Genomic DNA, 17,119 nt, shown 5'->3' on the forward strand with positions numbered 1-17,119 from the left:
TTGGTTCATTAGCTAGGCTTCGGCTCATTTTGGCTACGCTCTGTTCACTACTCTATTCATTATCAGCTACGCTCTGCAGGTCGAGCGGGCATAGCTACAGACGGCTGCTGATAAGCATTTTGCTGTTCTATAATTATCTAGCTACGGGTTTAGCTATGGATTTAGCTACGAGTAGGCTGCTGTTTCGTGTATCTACAGCGAGTATTTACGGCTATTCATAGTAATTCATAGCAGACTGATTCGGAGGTTTGGTGTGGCACGCACTATTTCATTAGAAGACGTTAGAAATATCGGCATCGCGGCGCATATTGATGCTGGCAAGACCACAACGACTGAGCGAATCTTATTTTACTCAGGGGTGGTTCACAAGATTGGCGAAGTTCATGACGGTAATGCGGTTACCGACTGGATGGAGCAGGAGAAAGAGCGTGGCATCACCATCACGGCGGCGGCTATTTCTACGACCTGGCGCGATCACCAAATCAATATTATTGACACGCCTGGGCATGTCGACTTCACCATCGAAGTAGAGCGTTCTATGCGAGTGCTAGACGGTGTGGTGGCTGTATTCTGTTCAGTTGGCGGCGTCCAGCCTCAGTCAGAAACGGTTTGGCGACAGGCGGATCGCTACAAAGTGCCCCGGATTGCCTTTGTCAACAAAATGGATCGAACGGGTGCCAATTTTTTCAAAGTCTATGAGCAGGTAAGAGAGCAGCTAAAAGCCAAAGCAGTGCCCATTCAGATTCCTATCGGCGCTGAAGACCAGTTCAGAGGCGTCGTCGATTTGGTGCAGATGAAGGCCCATATCTATGAAAATGATCTGGGGACAGATATTCAGGTAACCGATATTCCTGAAGAAGTGCGATCACAAGCCGAGGAATACCGCACCTTACTGGTCGAAACGATCGCCGAAACCAGTGACGATTTGATGGAGCGCTATCTAGAAGGCGAAGAGCTCTCTGCAGAAGTCTTGATGGATGGCATTCGTCAGGCCACCATCAAAGACAATCTCGTGCCGATGCTCTGTGGTTCCGCTTTCAAAAACAAAGGCGTTCAGCTACTGCTCGATGCCGTGGTAGATTACCTGCCCTCACCGCCCGAAGTTCCGCCTATCGAGGGAATTTTGCCAAACGGCGAAACTGGCGTTAGGCCAGCCAATGATGACACGCCCGCTGCCGCCCTAGCGTTCAAGATCATGGCTGATCCTTACGGTCGTCTGACTTTCATCCGAGTATACTCAGGCGTCTTGAAGAAAGGCAGCTACGTCTATAACGCGACTAAGGATAAAAAAGAGCGAATTTCTCGTCTGATTATTCTCAAAGCGGACGAGCGAACTGAAGTAGATGAGATGCGAGCGGGCGATCTGGGGGCCGCACTAGGACTCAAAGATACGTTCACAGGAGACACAATTTGTGATCCCGATGATCCGATTGTCCTAGAGTCTCTATACATACCTGAACCTGTGATCTCGGTCGCAGTTGAGCCCAAAACCAAGCAAGACATGGAGAAGCTCTCAAAAGCACTTCAGTCTTTGTCAGAAGAAGATCCGACCTTTAAGGTCAGTATTGACCCTGAAACCAATCAGACCGTAATCGCCGGGATGGGCGAGCTGCATCTGGATATTCTGGTCAACCGCATGCTCAGAGAATTCAAAGTTGAAGCCAATATCGGTGCGCCGCAGGTAGCTTATCGGGAGACTGTGCTCAAGCCTTCAAAGGCCGAGTCGAAGTTTATCCGGCAAAGCGGTGGCAAAGGGCAGTATGGCCATGTCGTGATTGAGCTTGAACCCGCAGAGCAAGGCACCGGGTTTGAGTTTGTCAGTAAAATTGTGGGAGGAACCATTCCCAGGGAATTTATCGGACCTGCAGAGCAAGGGATGAAAGAGGCTTGCGAATCTGGTATTCTAGCCGGATATCCATTAATTGATGTAAAGGTCACTTTGGTGGATGGTTCTTATCACGACGTTGACTCCTCGGAGATGGCATTTAAGATTGCTGGCTCCCTGGCAGTCAAAGAGGCAGTGATGAAGGCTTCTCCGGTTCTTTTGGAACCCATGATGAAGGTCGAAGTGGAAGCTCCAGAAGACTTCCTCGGAGACGTGATGGGAGATCTAAACTCTCGTCGCGGTCAGATTGAGGGAATGGGCTCACAGAGCGGTGTGACAAAGGTTACCTCTCGGGTGCCTTTGGCTGAGATGTTTGGTTATGCGACCGACATTCGCTCCAAGACCCAGGGAAGAGGCTCCTTTTCTATGGAGTTCAGCCAGTACGAGGAAGTTCCGCGTAGTGTGGCTGAAGCGATCATCGCTAGAAACAAAGGGAACGCATAGTTAGTTTTAGGAACACAAAGAGAGATTCATGGCACGCGCAAAATTTGAAAGAAGTAAACCCCACGTTAACATTGGCACAATTGGCCACGTTGACCATGGTAAGACCACGCTGACTGCGGCTATTACGATGACGCTAGCTGCGGGTGGTGGTGCAAAAGCTCAGAAGTATGATGAGATCGACGCGGCTCCTGAGGAGAAAGCGCGTGGCATCACTATCAACACGGCTCACGTTGAGTATGAGACTGAAAATCGTCACTATGCTCACGTAGACTGTCCTGGTCACGCTGACTATGTGAAGAATATGATCACAGGCGCAGCGCAGATGGACGGTGCGATCTTGGTAGTATCTGCGGCTGATGGCCCGATGCCTCAAACTCGTGAGCACATTCTGCTAGCAGGTCAAGTTGGCGTGCCTAACATCGTTGTGTTCTTGAACAAGCAAGACCAAGTAGATGATGAAGAACTACTTGAGCTAGTTGAGCTAGAAGTTCGTGAGCTATTGAGCTCTTACGATTTCCCTGGTGATGATATTCCAATCGCAACGGGTTCTGCGCTCAAGGCAGTTGAAAAGCTAGTTGCCGATCCGAGCACTGCTCGCGGTGCGGATGAGTGGGTTGATAAGATTCACGCTTTGATGGACGAAGTAGATTCCTACATTCCTACGCCTGAGCGCGAAGTTGATAAGCCTTTCTTGATGGCGGTTGAGGACGTTTTCTCGATTACTGGTCGGGGTACGGTTGCGACTGGGCGCATCGAGCGCGGCGTCGTCAAAGTTGGTGAGACTGTAGAGCTAGTTGGCATTCGCGATACTCGTAATACAACCGTAACCGGCGTAGAAATGTTCCAAAAAACGTTGGATTCCGGCATGGCGGGTGACAACGTTGGCGTCCTTCTTCGCGGTGTGCAAAAAGAAGACATCGAGCGTGGCATGGTGCTTGCCAAGCCTGGTTCGATCACGCCTCATACTGAGTTTGAGTCTGAGGTCTATGTGTTGAACAAGGAAGAGGGCGGTCGTCATACGCCGTTCTTCCCTGGCTATAAGCCTCAGTTCTATGTGCGGACAACCGATGTAACCGGTTCTATCGAAAGCTTTACTGCTGATGATGGCAGCGCGGCTGAGATGGTCATGCCAGGCGATCGCATCAAAATGAACGTCAAGCTAATCAACCCGATCGCGATTGAGCAAGGCATGCGCTTCGCCATTCGTGAAGGTGGCCGCACCGTGGGTGCAGGCGTTGTCTCTAAGATCACCAAGTAGAGCAATCAGCAGCTTACGCTGATTGAGCGGAGTCGAAGTCACAACACAGCCGGACTACTCTTCGAGAAGAGCAAAGCTCTACGACTCCGCTCAGCCCTCGGTTACTTGCCGAACAACTGAACCTAGAAAATTAAATTACACGCGCTAAAGGCGCTCTACATTTCATGGCCGCTACTATTCAACAGCAGAAGATCCGCATCCGCCTCAAGGCTTTTGACCGCCGCTTGCTAGATACTTCCTGCGAAAAAATTGTCGAAACTGCCAACCGCACCAATGCAACTGCCGTTGGTCCTATCCCCCTACCTACGAAGCGCAAGATTTACTGTGTCTTGCGATCGCCTCACGTAGACAAAGATTCTCGTGAGCATTTCGAGACTCGTACGCATCGGCGTATTATCGATATCTATCAGCCCTCTTCTAAAACAATCGATGCACTGATGAAGCTAGATCTGCCTGCTGGCGTAGACATTGAGGTGAAGCTGTAGCCTTTCTGTAGCCTTTGAAATATCGGCGTCAAGCAACTCTTGGCCAATTAGCCTTTGAGGGTATCTCTTGTAGATGCCCTTCACTTTTTGGTTTTTGGCCCCTATCTATTCGTAGCATGGCGTTTAAGCCTACGTTAAACTAGCTGTTAATGTCGCAATCAATTCAATACATCTGCGGCGCTGTTCTAACTTATACACAATGGATTTTTCCTCTTCAGTCGCCGTCCGAGAATTGCCGCTCTTTCCGCTACCTGAGATGGTCTTATTTCCGGGCAGACGGCTGCCTTTGCACATCTTTGAATTTCGCTATCGTATGCTGATGAACACCATCCTTCAGGGCGATCGCCGCTTTGGTGTACTGATGATTGATCCGGCGACAGGTGAGATTGCTAAGGTAGGCTGCTGCGCGGAGGTGATTCACTATCAGCGGATGCCAGACGATCGGATGAAGATTATGACCTTGGGTCAGCAGCGGTTTAGAGTGCTGGACTATGTTCGAGATACACCCTACAGAGTAGGCTTAGTCGAATGGATAGAAGACGAGCCAGTAGAAGAGAACTTAGAGCCTTTAGCAGAACAGGTAGATCGGCTTTTACGAGACGTTGTTCGTCTATCGGCAAAACTAACTAGCCAGGATATTGATTTCCCAGAAGATGTTCCAGACTTGCCTTTAGAGCTTTCCTATTGGGTAGCCAGTACGCTCTACGGCGTCTCTCTAGAGCAGCAGTCTCTATTAGAGATGCAAAATACGCTGGCCCGTTTAGAGCGCGAATCTGAGATCCTTACGTCGACTCGTAATAACTTGGCAGCACGCACAGCCCTAAAAGACGTTCTAGAATAGACGTTCTAGAATAAGTGCTAACAAAGCTACTTGGGCTGTTCTAGCTTTGTTAGATCGTAACTGCCGAAGACTTTCAGTTGAGCGGTGTGCAGCTTTAGAACTTCTAGAGCCGTTTGCATAGTTGGCTCTTTAGCATTGGCTTCTACATCGACAAAAAATATATAGTCGCCCAGCGATTGCTTGGTAGGACGCGATTCGATTCGGCTCATGTTGATATTTAGAGCAGAAAAGAGCTGCAGGGGTTTGAGCAGTGCGCCGGGTTCATTACTCAGTAGGCTGAAAGCAAGAGAAGTGAACTGTCCACCTGTCGATAGCTGTCTGCCTAAGATCCAAAAGCGCGTGTAGTTATCGGTGTAGTCATTAATGGGATGAGCCAGGACAGGAAGATCGTATATTTTTGCGCCCCAAGGAGAGGCGATCGCACCCGCACTAATATCCTCTTTCAGCTTTGGCAAAGGCTCTGCCGTCGAGCTAGCTCTGACCAAATTCACCTCTGGCAAGTGTTTGGCCAGCCACTCACGACATTGGGCCAGCGCTTGAGGATGCGAGTAAACCGTTTGAATCTCATCGACGCTGCTAGCTTCGGATATCAATGCATGCTGCACCGGCAGCGTAAACGATTGCTGTACGTGAATGTCATCAACCTCCCACAGAGTATCGAGGGTGATAGTGACGCCACCGCCAATAGAGTTCTCGATAGGGACCACGCAGTATTGGGTCTCGCCTGCGACCGTGGCATAGATAGCTTGGGCAATAGTGGAATAAGCCTTTAGAACCGCAGTATCGGGCGCAAAGTTATTGGCAAAAGCCGCCGCTGCCATTTCCGAGAAAGTACCCGCTGGACCGAGATGTGCAATGAGAATCATCTGAAGGAAGTATTATGCGTAAGTGTGTAAATGTTAGGGTTGTTTTATAGATTGGTTTGTTTTTTGTTTCTGTAATTCTCTCGTTTGATTCCTCCTCAATTCCCTTCTTAATCCTCTATGGTTCGCTTCAGCGCCTCTCAGGCAGTCACTATCTCAGTGCCGCAGCAGTCTCTTCCTATAGAGACCTATCTGAGTGAGCCGCAGCGATTAGTCACAGCACTAGTTGACGAGACCCAAGTAGACGTACTAAGTCCCAGCTTATTCCGGCTGAAAGTTCGCCCGCTCAAGTTTATTGGACTTGTTATACAACCAGTATGTGATATTGAAATTTGGTTAGAAGAGCAAACCGTACGGCTGCGCTCAAACCAGTGTCAGATAGAAGGGTACGCATCATTCAACCAAAAGTTCTCGATGAATATGCAGGGCTACTTGGTCAGTCAGTCAACTGGATCAGGTAAAAAGCTACGTGGTCAGGCCAACTTGATTGTGACGGTCGATCTGCCCGCTGCCGCCACGCTGATGCCGCGCCCTATTCTTGTAAGAACGGGCAATGGCCTACTTAACGGCATCTTGATCACGCTTAAACAGCGTCTGATGCGTCAGTTAATAGCAGACTACTGCAGCTGGGCCAAGGTCAACGAGGCTTCACAGCTATCAGGCTCTTCTAAACCCAGTTTTTGATAGCTTGCAACCTGTCTCTTTTTTCTGACAGCTTTTGAAAGACTGGCGATGCTGTCGACATATTCCTTGTCGAGCAATGCCTGCTCTGTGTTTAGCGCTGCCATATCCTTTGTTAGAGGCAAGATCATACCCAGGATATTGACGATCTAGGCGAACGATCAGCTCGTCTCTCCAGACCTTTGCCAGAATACTAGCTGCTGCGATCGCCAGCACAGACCGATCGCCTTTGACAACAGTTTCTTGCTCTATCGACAGGTCACGAATCGGCTGATTACCGTCGATTAGACACTTATCCGGCAGTGGTGACAGCCGAAAGATAGCGCGGCGCATTGCCAGAAGCGATGCCTGCAGGATGTTAATCCGATCAACCTCATAAGCTGTAGCCAAACCAACGCCAAAGTTCGTCAGCGCTCTGATCTCTACGGCAAGCCGGGTTCTTTTTTCAGCCGACAGCGCTTTACTGTCAGTGACACCTGCTGACTCTAGAAAGGTGGCAGCCGTGCCATCTGGAATCACCACCGCTGCAGCAACTACTGGACCAAACAAAGCCCCTCTACCGACTTCATCGACCCCAGCAGTTCTATGTTCTAGGCTCTTCGAGCTTAGCTTATCTAGAGATTCAGAATATCTAAGCTGAAGGGAATTGGGTTGATGTAACACTATTCGCTAGCAGAAGAGCGGCGACGACGGCGACGACGCACCACCTTAACTGGCTCATCTTCATCCGAGGCTTCTTTCTCACTGAGATTTTCGCCATCCGCTGATTCTTCACCATCCGCTAATTCTCTTGAGCGATCTGTCGTTAGCCTTTCCAAATCCACCGAGTCATCATCAGATCTTAAAACAGGCGATACCTTCATAGGTTCTTCTTTGGCAACAGGCTTAGCCGACCGACGACGTCTTCGAGTAGAGGCACTTTTATTATCTGACAGACCATTATCGGACAGGCTCTCATCGGTATCATCGTCAAACGCTCTTTCAGCATCAGAGAGATCGCCATCAACTAGTTCATCGTCTGAGAGGTCCACTTCATCGGGGTCTTCTGATTCACTCTGCACCGAGCTGCTAGCGTTTGCATGGCTTGGCGTTTCAATAACTCGCTTGTTAGTCTTAGCTGCCTCCGCAGCTGCCTTAGCATCAGCTAAAAAAGCTTCAGCTTCTCCAGGAAGAACAACAGAAACTACCGTGTTTTGCTGATTCTGGGCCGTCTGCTCGCTGAAAACCAGTGGCGAAACGCCCATGGCAGCATACACCTTCTGCACTTCTAAAGGCATTTCTACTGCGACTATTTCGGGCGGTTCCTCTGGCTTGCGACGATTGTTGCGAACGCGCTTATTTCTACCGCTAGATTCTACACTAGTCGACTTTCCATTCCGGTCTTCACGCCGATCGCCCTGCTGAGCTTCTTGCAAGCTATCTCGCTCGGCCTCTCGTTCCGGTCTTTCACGCTCGACTCTTTCTTCTGCTCGATTACTACCGCCGCGACGACGGCGATCATCGCCATTTCTATTAGCACTTTTGTCGACCGTTACTGGCAGCGGCGAGCCCGAACGACTGGGTCGAGCTGACGACGTTCCTTCCGCTCGACGGCGACGACGGCGTCCGCCCCGACCGTTCTTATCATTGTAGCTAGGATGGTTTAACAGCTCTAGCTCTTGAAATTCGGACTGAGGTGATGAATTGTTAGATCTCGCTTCGCGGGCAGTGGGCCGATTAGAAAAACTCTGTGACGGTGAGCTATATCCGGTTGCTCTAGAAGAAGATACGCTCTCCAACTGGCTATTCATGCCGGGCGTCTCTCCAGGCAGATTAGCAAGGTGGCCTAAGCCGCCACAGGTACTACAGGGTTGACCAAACAGCTCATAGATGTTTTGTCCCTGTCGCTTACGAGTGAGTTCAACTAAGCCCAGCTCTGTTAGCTGAGAGATCTGAGGACGGGACTTGTCGGCTCGAATGGCTTTGCCAAACTGCTCTAACACCTGCATTTTGTCTTTGAGAGAGTCCATGTCGATAAAATCGACAACGATGACACCTGCTATATTTCGCAGTCTTAGCTGTCTTGCAATTTCCACGGCTGCTTCGCAGTTAGTCCACAAGACCGTTTCTCTAGAAGTTGCAGAACGAGTAAAAGAACCAGAATTAACATCGATAACGGTCAGCGCTTCGGTGGGCTCAATAATGACGTATCCACCTGAGGGCAGATCTACTCTAGGTTTAAGAGCTTCTCGAATGGCTGCATTGACCCTGAAGTATTCAAGTACGTGAGTGGGCTCGTTATGATAGTCAACTAAAACGTTGCTGGGAATCCGTCCGTTGTTCCAGCTAGTCAGGTGCTTCTTAGTTCTTTGTAGACCACTCTCCGTATCAGTAACGATGCGATTGACATCATCGTTGAAGCCGTCGCGCAATACCTTTTGAATAAAATCGTCGTCGCGGTTGAGCAAAGAGGGCGGGCGGGTTTCCATAGCCTCCTGCTGAATCTCTTCCCAGCTTCGCTGCAAAGATTCTAGATCTTCAATAATGGCATCTTCTGGAACACCTTCTGCTTCTGTTCTAATGAGCAGGCCCATGCCCGCTGGTTTGACTAAGATGCCGAGTGCTCGCAATCGATTGCGTTCAGTTTCGTTGCGAATACGACGAGAAAGATTCACCCCTTTGCCGTAGGGCATTAGGACTAAATAGCGTCCTGGCAGGGTCACTTTTCCCGTGAGCCTTGGTCCTTTATTTCCGGTAGGCTCTTTCATGATCTGAACGAGCACTTTCTGTTGGGGTGCTAACAATTCAGTGATAGGACCTGCCATTCGCTTGAGCTTCAAAGGGCCCAAATCAGAAACGTGCATAAAGCCGTTTTTATCACTGTCGCCAATATTAATAAAGGCTGCATCAATGCTAGGCAAAATGTTTTCCACCGTTCCAAGATAAATATCTCCGACCTGATGGCTGCCAGTCGCTACAATAATTTCTTGAATTTGATCTTCTGAGAAAACAGCAGCAATACGATGCTGTTCGGCAATTACGATTTGCTTGGACATTCAATATTCCTTTGAAGCCTATCAGCGTGTCCCACAGTTTAAGGACTCACATCTGACGGCTGCTTGAGTTGTAAAAAAACTGGCTTTCTAGAATGACTCGTCTTCTAGATTTAGACCTAATGAGAAAGTGTGAACAAAGCTGTGATACTTGCTTTACGGCGCTCTACGCTGAAGCAACACAGATATTGTTCAAAGAGTTACAATGAGAGGCTCTTTTTTCTAAAGAAGCGAGCAAGTTGGTTGATAGCTGCTTCTTTAGACTTTAGTATATAGAGAATATAGAGAGAGACTGTCCACAACTACTAAGAAGGAGGTTTCTTGGAATTTTCTCTCACCGCTTGGCCATCATGATCTTGCTTTTACAAGATACGTGACTGAACAATGACTGTGAGTTCGGCTATAACCTAGGCATTTCGCCAGCTATAGGCTTACTCACTGTTGAAAGTATCTCTATTTGCAGCTCTTGTGGCTGTATTATAGCGCCAGTCGTGCTTTTATAATCTTTTGCTATACAAAAAATTAATATGTCACCGATCTAAGGGTATCAGAAGTAGGTGACGCACTGCGTTTAGAGCCATCAGCGTACTCGTTGTTCTGTGCTCGAAATGAGGTTTAGCTACCGTGGTTTGATCGCTGTGATTGACCCTAGAGAGGAAGTCATCACAAACGAAAGGCTCTTAACAACTTTAACGCTAGCTAGGCTAGGCTGAGTTGCTAAGAGCTTTTTGTCTGACCACTAAACCGAAATTTGCTTCTAAAGCAGCTAGCTACGAGGCCGAGGCTGTAGATAGAGACCGTCGTCGTCTGCCTGTTTGCGTAGGTTTATTGTCATTAGTGCTGTCGGTGCTAAGAACAGCTGGCTTAGCTGACGCATCGAAGTGCTGAAGCATGAGCACGGTCACCGGATATTGTTTTGGTAGTTCGCGGCGAATGAATCGGCGAGTGTCTTCTTCTATACGCGATCGCAATCCATCCCAGTTGATTTGAGGACGTTCACTATTCGGATCGTCTAGTACTTCTTTCCACCGAGTCTGAACCGACTTGGTCACCACGGGGATAACGCTGCTTTCCCACTGCGCTTGCGATCGCGTCGTCACCACGCCGCGTAGGTTAATTGTCGGCTCACCTAGCAGCCTTCCAGTGCTATCTACCGCTGCCGAGACCGTGATAATGCCATCTTCGGCTAGCTGCTGGCGCTCTTTCAAAACACTGCGCTCAACAATACCAGTTCGAGAAGCATCTACAAGCTCGATACCTGCTGTAACCTTGCCATCTACGGCGATATTTTCAGGCGTAATTTTTACCACATCGCCATTGTTTACTATGGCGATATTCTGCGGCTCGACGCCTAGCTGCTGAGCCATCTCAGCGTGCTTAACTAGCATTCTATGCTCACCATGCACCGGAATGAAGAACTTAGGCCGAGTCAGTGCCAGCATCAGCTTGTGATCTTCCTGGTACCCGTGCCCTGATACGTGTAACCCTTTCCCTTTCCCATAGATGACCCGCGCCCCTTGCTGCATCAGCTTGTCGATAGTGCCGACTACGCTAATAGTGTTACCCGGAATAGGATTAGACGAAAAGATGACGGTATCGCCTTTTTCTATACGAATCTGTCGGTGAGAACGGTTGGCAATTCTAGTCAACGCCGCCATCGGTTCACCTTGTGATCCTGTCGTTAGAATCATTGCCTGGTCATTTGGACATTGCTTTAGCTGATTTAGAGGCTTGAACAGGCTGTCTGGGCATTTGATATAGCCTAGGTTGCGAGCATGCGAAATCACATTTAGCATAGAGCGCCCGACGACAAAGACAGAGCGCTTATGCTTTTGAGCCAGTTCTAGTAGCATGCTGACGCGATGCACAGAAGACGCAAAAGTGGTGACGAACAACCGGCCCTCGGCGTCGTTAAACTCCCTATCTAAATTGGGAAAAACAGCCCGCTCTGAAGGCGTATTGCCAGGAATCTCTGCGTTGGTAGAGTCGCTGATTAAACAAAGCACCCCTTCCTCACCGTATTCAGCAATTTTTTGAAAATCAAAAAATTCGCCGTCCACGGGCGTGTGGTCCACTTTGAAGTCACCGCTGTGAATGATAGTGCCCACTGGCGTCTTGATCGCCATGGTGAAGCTATCTGCCATCGAGTGAGTATTACGGATGTACTGAGCGCTGAAGTGTTTGCCAAACTGGACAGTATCTCTAGGCCCAACCGTATGAAGTTCAGTGCGATTCAAGACCCCTGCTTCCTCGAGCTTCCCTTGCAAAAGGGCCATTGCCAAGCGCGGGCCATGAATAACCGGAATATTGAACTGCTTGAGGTGGAAAGCGATGCCGCCAATATGATCTTCATGGCCATGAGTGACGATCATGCCCTTGATTTTGTGCTGATTTTCCTTTAGGTAAGTGATGTCTGGAAGCACAATGTTGACGCCATGCATTCCTTCTGTTGGGAAAGACAGGCCAGCATCTAGTAAGACAATTTCGTCGCCATACTCAAAAACGCAGGTGTTTTTTCCAATTTCGTGTAGCCCACCGAGCGGAATGATCTTTAAGGTCTTGCTATCTTGTCGCTTACTGCTGTCCTTTGATCCATTCGACGTTCGAGGGTTGGACCTTTGACTACTGGTTGTTCTTCTACTCATGTAGTTTCCTTGTGTTGTGATGATAATTGAATTTCTTGGGAGAACAGCCGCTGATTTCGCGCTGGTTTGAAGTGAGGCGGCGAAGCAGATGTCCTGTTAAAGGGATAATGATTGCCTATTAGGGGTATTTGCCTACTTGTTAACGCCTCGACCGTTTTATTCGTATGAGCACGTGAGCATTATCTGTTCGGTTTCAGAGATAAATGTAGTTTGAACTCTAGTCTTTTTCGGTTGATAGGTCGTCTTGGTGCTTTGTTACGTCTTTGGCTAGTTCGAGTGGGCGGACTGTCAAACACTGGTTGTGATTAGACTGTCTTTCTATGTCTGGTTGCTGTTCTGTATCTGGTTGCTGTCTATAGCTGTATGTATCAGAAACAGCCGTTTAAGACAGGCATGACTAGCATTAAACAGCCTGAACCTTATAGAGAAATAATCTCAACTTTTAACTTCTGTCTGAATCTTTTTGCCTGTTAAAGCGTCTTACTCTGTCTTTTTGAACCTAACTTGTTTCTCTGGCCCGCTTGCCTGGCTTGCTTATCTGGCTTGTTTATCTATGCGATGGCGTTGTTTCCTTAGATCTTTGAGTTCGAGTTACCTACTATCTACTCTGACTTTCCTAATTTCAGTCTATGCAACGTGCTCTTTCAGTAAGTTCATTTGAGTGAGGGTGGCTGTAAGCTCTCGTCGCAGCTCCGCCGAGCCCGAAGAGAGCGGTAAGCGACAATTCCCCATTGGCCAGCCTTGCAGATCCAAAGCGACTTTCAATGGAATTGGGCTTGTCGTCGCAAACAGCGCCTTAAACAGCGGAAAGAGCTTTAGATGGATAGCTGCTGCCTGACTGACTTGGCCTGATTCAAATGCCTTGATCATCTCTTGCAGGGAGTTTCCCACTAAATGGCTGGCAACACTCACAACACCTACAGCGCCTACAGAGAGCATCGGCAGCGTCAAAGAGTCATCTCCAGAGTAGATATCGAACTCAGCGGAACCCAGTCGGCTGAGCTGGCTGACCTGATCAAGGTTCCCACTAGCCTCTTTGATCGCGATGATGTTCGGAAGCTTTGACAGTTCGACGGCTGTTTCGGGGAGCAAGTTGCAACTTGTGCGCCCAGGCACATTGTAGAGCATGATTGGCAGGTCAGGAGCGGATTGGGCGATCGCCTTGAAGTGGCCATACAGGCCGTCCTGTGGTGGCTTGTTGTAATAAGGAACGACTTGCAAGGAACCGTCCAATCCTAGCTTTTCGGCCTTTCGAGTAGCTTCTATCGCTTCTTGCGTACTGTTTGAGCCCGTGCCTGCTAACACCTTAGCTCTATTACCCACAGCCTGCTTCACCGTTTGAAACAGAGCGTATTCTTCATCCCAAGTGAGCGAGGGCGATTCACCAGTCGTTCCGCAGACTAAAACCGTGTCAGTACCACTGTCTACCAGATGGTTGGCTAGCTTTTCGGTGAGCGGATAGTTCACTTCACCACTGTCGTGGAAGGGCGTTACCATCGCAGTGACAACTCTGCCAAACAGAGGATCTCTTTTCGGCGAAGCGGTTAGCGTATCAACTGAGGTATCAGCCATACTCATGTTCATTCAATACCTGATGTCCTAATCCCTAACTCTACTTAATCTCTAACGCTGTCTAATCCATAGATACTGACTCATTTGCCAATCGAAGCTAAGGAAACTTGCAAGGTTCGCCTAGACTGCTACGGGCGATCGCAGCCACCGCTTTGCGACCACGAGTTCTGCTATTTGCACAGCATTAAGCGCTGCTCCTTTGCGGATTTGATCGCCACTGAGCCAAAGCTCTAATCCCTGTGGATTAGAGATATCTTGACGGATACGACCGACCAAGACCTCATCTCTACCACTAGCATCAATCGGCATCGGAAAGTAATTGGCTTGCCAGTCTTCTACCAGCTTTACACCAGACGCAGACTGAATGGCCTCTCTGGCACGGCCAACTTCAAAGGATTGCTCAAACTCTAAGTTAACAGCTTCTGAGTGAGCTCTAAGGACGGGTACCCGAATACAGGTAGCAGAAATTCTAAGGTCAGGCGCACCGAAGATCTTGCGCGTCTCATTGACCATCTTCATCTCTTCTTCGCAATATCCTTGCTCATTAAGCGGCGTATTGTGCGGGAAAAGATTGAAGGCCAGCGGATACGGAAAGCTCTCGGTAGGCGGCGTCTCTCCAGCCAAAATCGCTTTGGTCTGCTGCTTAACCTCTTCCATGGCTCTAGCGCCGGCACCACTGGCTGATTGATAAGTCGCAACGATAATTCGCTCAATGGCTTGAATTTGGTGAAGCGGCCAGATAGCCACACTCATCAAAATCGTTGTGCAGTTGGGATTGGCAATAATGCCTCTATGCGCTTCTGCCGCTGCTGGATTGACTTCTGGGACAACCAGCGGAACAGCGTCGTCCATCCGAAAGGCACTGGAATTATCAATCATCAACGCACCAGCATCGACGATGTCTTTAGCCCATTGCTTTGAAATTCCTCCGCCAGCCGAAGCCAGCACAATATCTACACCCTCGAAGGCTTTTTTGCTGACCGCCTCGACCGTGATAGTGTCTCCTTTAAAGCTAACTTGACTACCTGCAGAACGCTCTGAAGCTAGTAGCTTCAGCGATTTGACTGGGAAACTACGCTCTTCTAGCAGCTGAAGTAGCTCGGTGCCAACTGCGCCAGTGGCCCCTAGGATGGCAACGTTATAAGAATTAGACAAATAAGTATCCCCCATTTTAGACTGAGCAAGATGTGAGAGTCGGATGAGCTTTCTTGAGAGGTGACGCGATCGCCTAACGAGAAACCATCTAGATGTAACTAGCTAGGCTCGGCTGGCCTTTCGTAATTGATCTCATCAGAATCCGAGGACGTCAGAGTTCAGCCGACACAACGTCTAAACCATTACCTTCTAAGCCATTACCTAAAACAGACAGTCTCTAAATAAATAGACTATCTAGACCAAAGCTAAATATCTTTACGATGCAGTTGCACGTGCGAGCAGACCGAATAGGCTTGAACTTGAGGCCACCGTAAAGTAAAGGTTCTAACAATATACCTTGAAGTGAAATACCTTGTAAAAATAGCGCTCTGTTACTTTGTTTCGAGCTCTGTCCTAGCACTGACCTGGCACCGATGGCAATCCCAACAAAAAGTTTCGCTCGGCAATGTCCTCTGCCAGTCGACTATCGCATTGATCATTCAGTGTCCATAATGCACCTTCAGGCAAAGCTGATGCGATTGGATCAACACTGCTATGTGTGTGGCTAGGCGTAAATCCTATCCAGAACAAATAAATCAGGTGTATGATGTCTAACTGCGATGAACAGCATGCACCATAGCCTGTTTTACGTACTTTAGTTACATCGCATCAGCTATTCCCTTATCCCCACCCAACGTATTTGTAAATGAAAGTCACCCAGGAAAATCTGCCCGATAGCCAAGTCGGACTAGAAATAGAAGTTCCCGCCGAGCTATCTAAGCAGGGCTACGAGAAAGTGCTGCGGGACTATATGAAATCGGCTAACATCCCTGGGTTTCGCAAAGGTAAGGTGCCTCGTCAAATTTTGATCCAGCGAATTGGGGCGCTGCAGCTCAAAGCGGCTGCGCTAGAAGACATGCTCCAAACAGCGATTGAAAACGCCATCAAGCAAGAAGAGATAGATGCCCTCGGCAACTATCAACTGCAGTCAGATTTTGAGTCTTTGGTCAGCGGCTACACGCCTGGAGAGCCTTTCGTGATCAAGGCCTCGGTCGATGTGCCGCCAAGAGTCACGCTAAGCCAATATAAGGGGCTCTCTGTCAAAGCCGAGGAAGTCAAACCAGACGATAGTCGAGTCGATGAGACCATAGAAGGCTATCGAGAAAACATGGCGACACTAGTGCCAGTCGAGGATAGAACTGCCAAAGAAGGGGATGTCACCGTCGTCGATTTTGTCGGCAAGGCTGAGAATGAGGCGGGCGAGCTAGAAGAATTTGAGGGCGGGAGCGCTCAGGATTTTCAAGTCGAAATCAAGGAAGGTCGGTTTATTCCTGGCTTTGTAGAAGGCATTGTAGGCATGAAGCTAGAGGATTCTAAGGAAGTAGAAGTCACCTTCCCAGAAGATTATCCTCAAGCAGAGCTAGCCAGTAAACCTGCGACCTTTGAAATTACGCTAAAAGAGCTAAAAGAAAAGGAGCTGCCTGACTTGGACAATGACTTCGCAGAAGAGGTCAGTGAGTTTGAAACACTCGAAGAATTACGCAGCTCTCTCGAAGAGCGATACAAAGAAGAGGCCACAGCTGCTACTGATAGTAACGTTGAGCAGGCCCTGCTCGATGAGCTAGTTGAGCATATTGAGGCCGAGATTCCCAAGACCTTGATCATGCGGGAAGTGGATTTTATCGTGACTCAAACTGTCATGCAGCTCAGCCGTCAGGGTATCGACATCAATCAGTTCTTGACCAAAGAACTCGTTGAAAACATGCGTGAGAGTTCTAAGCCAGAAGCAATTGAGCGGTTGCGGCGGACGCTGGCACTCGGTGAGATTGCCAAGCAAGAATCAATCGCGGTAACTGACGAAGAAGTCACAGAGCGAACCGAAGAGATGATGGCTGAGGTAGACGATCCTAGCCAGGTCGATCCCGAGCGATTGGACCAGGTTGTCAATGAAGATTTGCTAAAAGAAAAAATCCTGGCGTGGCTTAAGGAAAACTCGGAAATCGAACTGGTGCCAGAAGGCTCGCTGGCCCCAGAAGAAACACCAGAAGAGACCCTTGAGTCAGCTGATACCGACGCGATCGCAGCAGCAGATGAAGAGGGAGAGCCCATAGAAGCTCAGGCGGTAGAGGTCGAGGTTGTAGATGATTAGCGAAGGCGGCTGCATGTCAAGTGCAGATCGCTATCAATGTCGAATAGAGGACGACTTCGCTAGAGTGTTACCGCGTCTTAACTTCAGTTCTAGTTCAGATGCGGTACATTAAGCACGTATGTAGGCAGCT

General features: G+C 48.9%; 12 protein-coding genes. 6 read left to right on the top strand and 6 right to left on the bottom strand.

Annotation, left to right across the window (positions count from 1 at the left end):
- Window positions 1-253 precede the first annotated feature (253 nt).
- The 4 genes from fusA (at window position 254) to IQ256_RS03440 (ending at window position 4,913) form a co-directional block, all read left to right on the top strand.
- Window positions 254-2,329, top strand: coding sequence for an elongation factor G (fusA, locus tag IQ256_RS03425; protein WP_193854154.1), 2,076 nt, complete (start codon window positions 254-256; stop codon window positions 2,327-2,329).
- 28 nt (window positions 2,330-2,357) lie between these two features.
- Window positions 2,358-3,587: an elongation factor Tu gene (gene tuf, locus IQ256_RS03430; RefSeq protein WP_193854155.1), complete on the top strand. Its 1,230-nt coding sequence runs from the start codon at window positions 2,358-2,360 to the stop codon at window positions 3,585-3,587.
- A gap of 176 nt (window positions 3,588-3,763) precedes the next feature.
- A complete protein-coding gene (gene rpsJ / locus IQ256_RS03435; RefSeq protein WP_370623337.1) occupies window positions 3,764-4,072 on the top strand; it encodes a 30S ribosomal protein S10 in 309 nt (102 codons plus the stop codon).
- 199 nt (window positions 4,073-4,271) lie between these two features.
- Entirely contained in the window at window positions 4,272-4,913 is a 642-nt protein-coding gene (locus tag IQ256_RS03440; protein ID WP_193854157.1) for an LON peptidase substrate-binding domain-containing protein, read from the top strand.
- A 26-nt stretch (window positions 4,914-4,939) separates the two neighbouring features.
- Here IQ256_RS03440 and pheA read toward each other — a convergent pair whose 3' ends face one another.
- Window positions 4,940-5,779: a prephenate dehydratase gene (gene pheA / locus IQ256_RS03445; protein ID WP_193854158.1), complete on the bottom strand. Its 840-nt coding sequence runs from the start codon at window positions 5,777-5,779 to the stop codon at window positions 4,940-4,942.
- 117 nt (window positions 5,780-5,896) lie between these two features.
- Here pheA and IQ256_RS03450 point away from each other — a divergent pair, with 117 nt between their 5' ends.
- Window positions 5,897-6,460, top strand: coding sequence for a DUF1997 domain-containing protein (locus IQ256_RS03450; RefSeq protein WP_193854159.1), 564 nt, complete (start codon window positions 5,897-5,899; stop codon window positions 6,458-6,460).
- Here the strand turns inward: IQ256_RS03450 and IQ256_RS03455 are convergent.
- From IQ256_RS03455 to IQ256_RS03475, 5 genes are all read right to left on the bottom strand, one after another.
- A complete protein-coding gene (locus IQ256_RS03455) occupies window positions 6,434-7,120 on the bottom strand; it encodes a ribonuclease HII (RefSeq protein WP_193854160.1) in 687 nt (228 codons plus the stop codon). The genes IQ256_RS03450 and IQ256_RS03455 overlap by 27 nt on opposite strands.
- Entirely contained in the window at window positions 7,120-9,492 is a 2,373-nt protein-coding gene (locus IQ256_RS03460) for an Rne/Rng family ribonuclease (protein ID WP_193854161.1), read from the bottom strand. The genes IQ256_RS03455 and IQ256_RS03460 overlap by 1 nt, the downstream gene beginning before the upstream one ends.
- 767 nt (window positions 9,493-10,259) lie before the next feature.
- Window positions 10,260-12,134, bottom strand: coding sequence for a ribonuclease J (locus IQ256_RS03465; RefSeq protein WP_193854162.1), 1,875 nt, complete (start codon window positions 12,132-12,134; stop codon window positions 10,260-10,262).
- 627 nt (window positions 12,135-12,761) lie between these two features.
- Window positions 12,762-13,706 (bottom strand): 4-hydroxy-tetrahydrodipicolinate synthase, encoded by a 945-nt coding sequence (gene dapA, locus IQ256_RS03470; protein ID WP_193854163.1) that lies wholly within the window; start codon window positions 13,704-13,706, stop codon window positions 12,762-12,764.
- A 120-nt stretch (window positions 13,707-13,826) separates the two neighbouring features.
- On the bottom strand, window positions 13,827-14,861 hold the full coding sequence (locus IQ256_RS03475) for an aspartate-semialdehyde dehydrogenase (protein WP_228024530.1): 1,035 nt from the start codon (window positions 14,859-14,861) through the stop codon (window positions 13,827-13,829).
- Window positions 14,862-15,546: 685 nt separating this feature from the next.
- Here IQ256_RS03475 and tig point away from each other — a divergent pair.
- Window positions 15,547-16,989, top strand: coding sequence for a trigger factor (tig, locus tag IQ256_RS03480; RefSeq protein WP_193854165.1), 1,443 nt, complete (start codon window positions 15,547-15,549; stop codon window positions 16,987-16,989).
- Window positions 16,990-17,119 lie beyond the last annotated feature (130 nt).

The organism is cf. Phormidesmis sp. LEGE 11477, from assembly GCF_015207105.1.
Lineage (GTDB): Bacteria > Cyanobacteriota > Cyanobacteriia > Phormidesmidales > Phormidesmidaceae > Phormidesmis.

Coding starts and splice junctions, on each gene's coding strand:
- IQ256_RS03465 (WP_193854162.1), bottom strand. CDS start 12,134: ATGAGTAGAAGAACAACCAGTAGTCAAAGGTCCAACCCTCGAACGTCG.
- IQ256_RS03440 (WP_193854157.1), top strand. CDS start 4,272: ATGGATTTTTCCTCTTCAGTCGCCGTCCGAGAATTGCCGCTCTTTCCG.
- dapA (WP_193854163.1), bottom strand. CDS start 13,706: ATGGCTGATACCTCAGTTGATACGCTAACCGCTTCGCCGAAAAGAGAT.
- tuf (WP_193854155.1), top strand. CDS start 2,358: ATGGCACGCGCAAAATTTGAAAGAAGTAAACCCCACGTTAACATTGGC.
- IQ256_RS03460 (WP_193854161.1), bottom strand. CDS start 9,492: ATGTCCAAGCAAATCGTAATTGCCGAACAGCATCGTATTGCTGCTGTT.
- pheA (WP_193854158.1), bottom strand. CDS start 5,779: ATGATTCTCATTGCACATCTCGGTCCAGCGGGTACTTTCTCGGAAATG.
- IQ256_RS03450 (WP_193854159.1), top strand. CDS start 5,897: ATGGTTCGCTTCAGCGCCTCTCAGGCAGTCACTATCTCAGTGCCGCAG.
- tig (WP_193854165.1), top strand. CDS start 15,547: ATGAAAGTCACCCAGGAAAATCTGCCCGATAGCCAAGTCGGACTAGAA.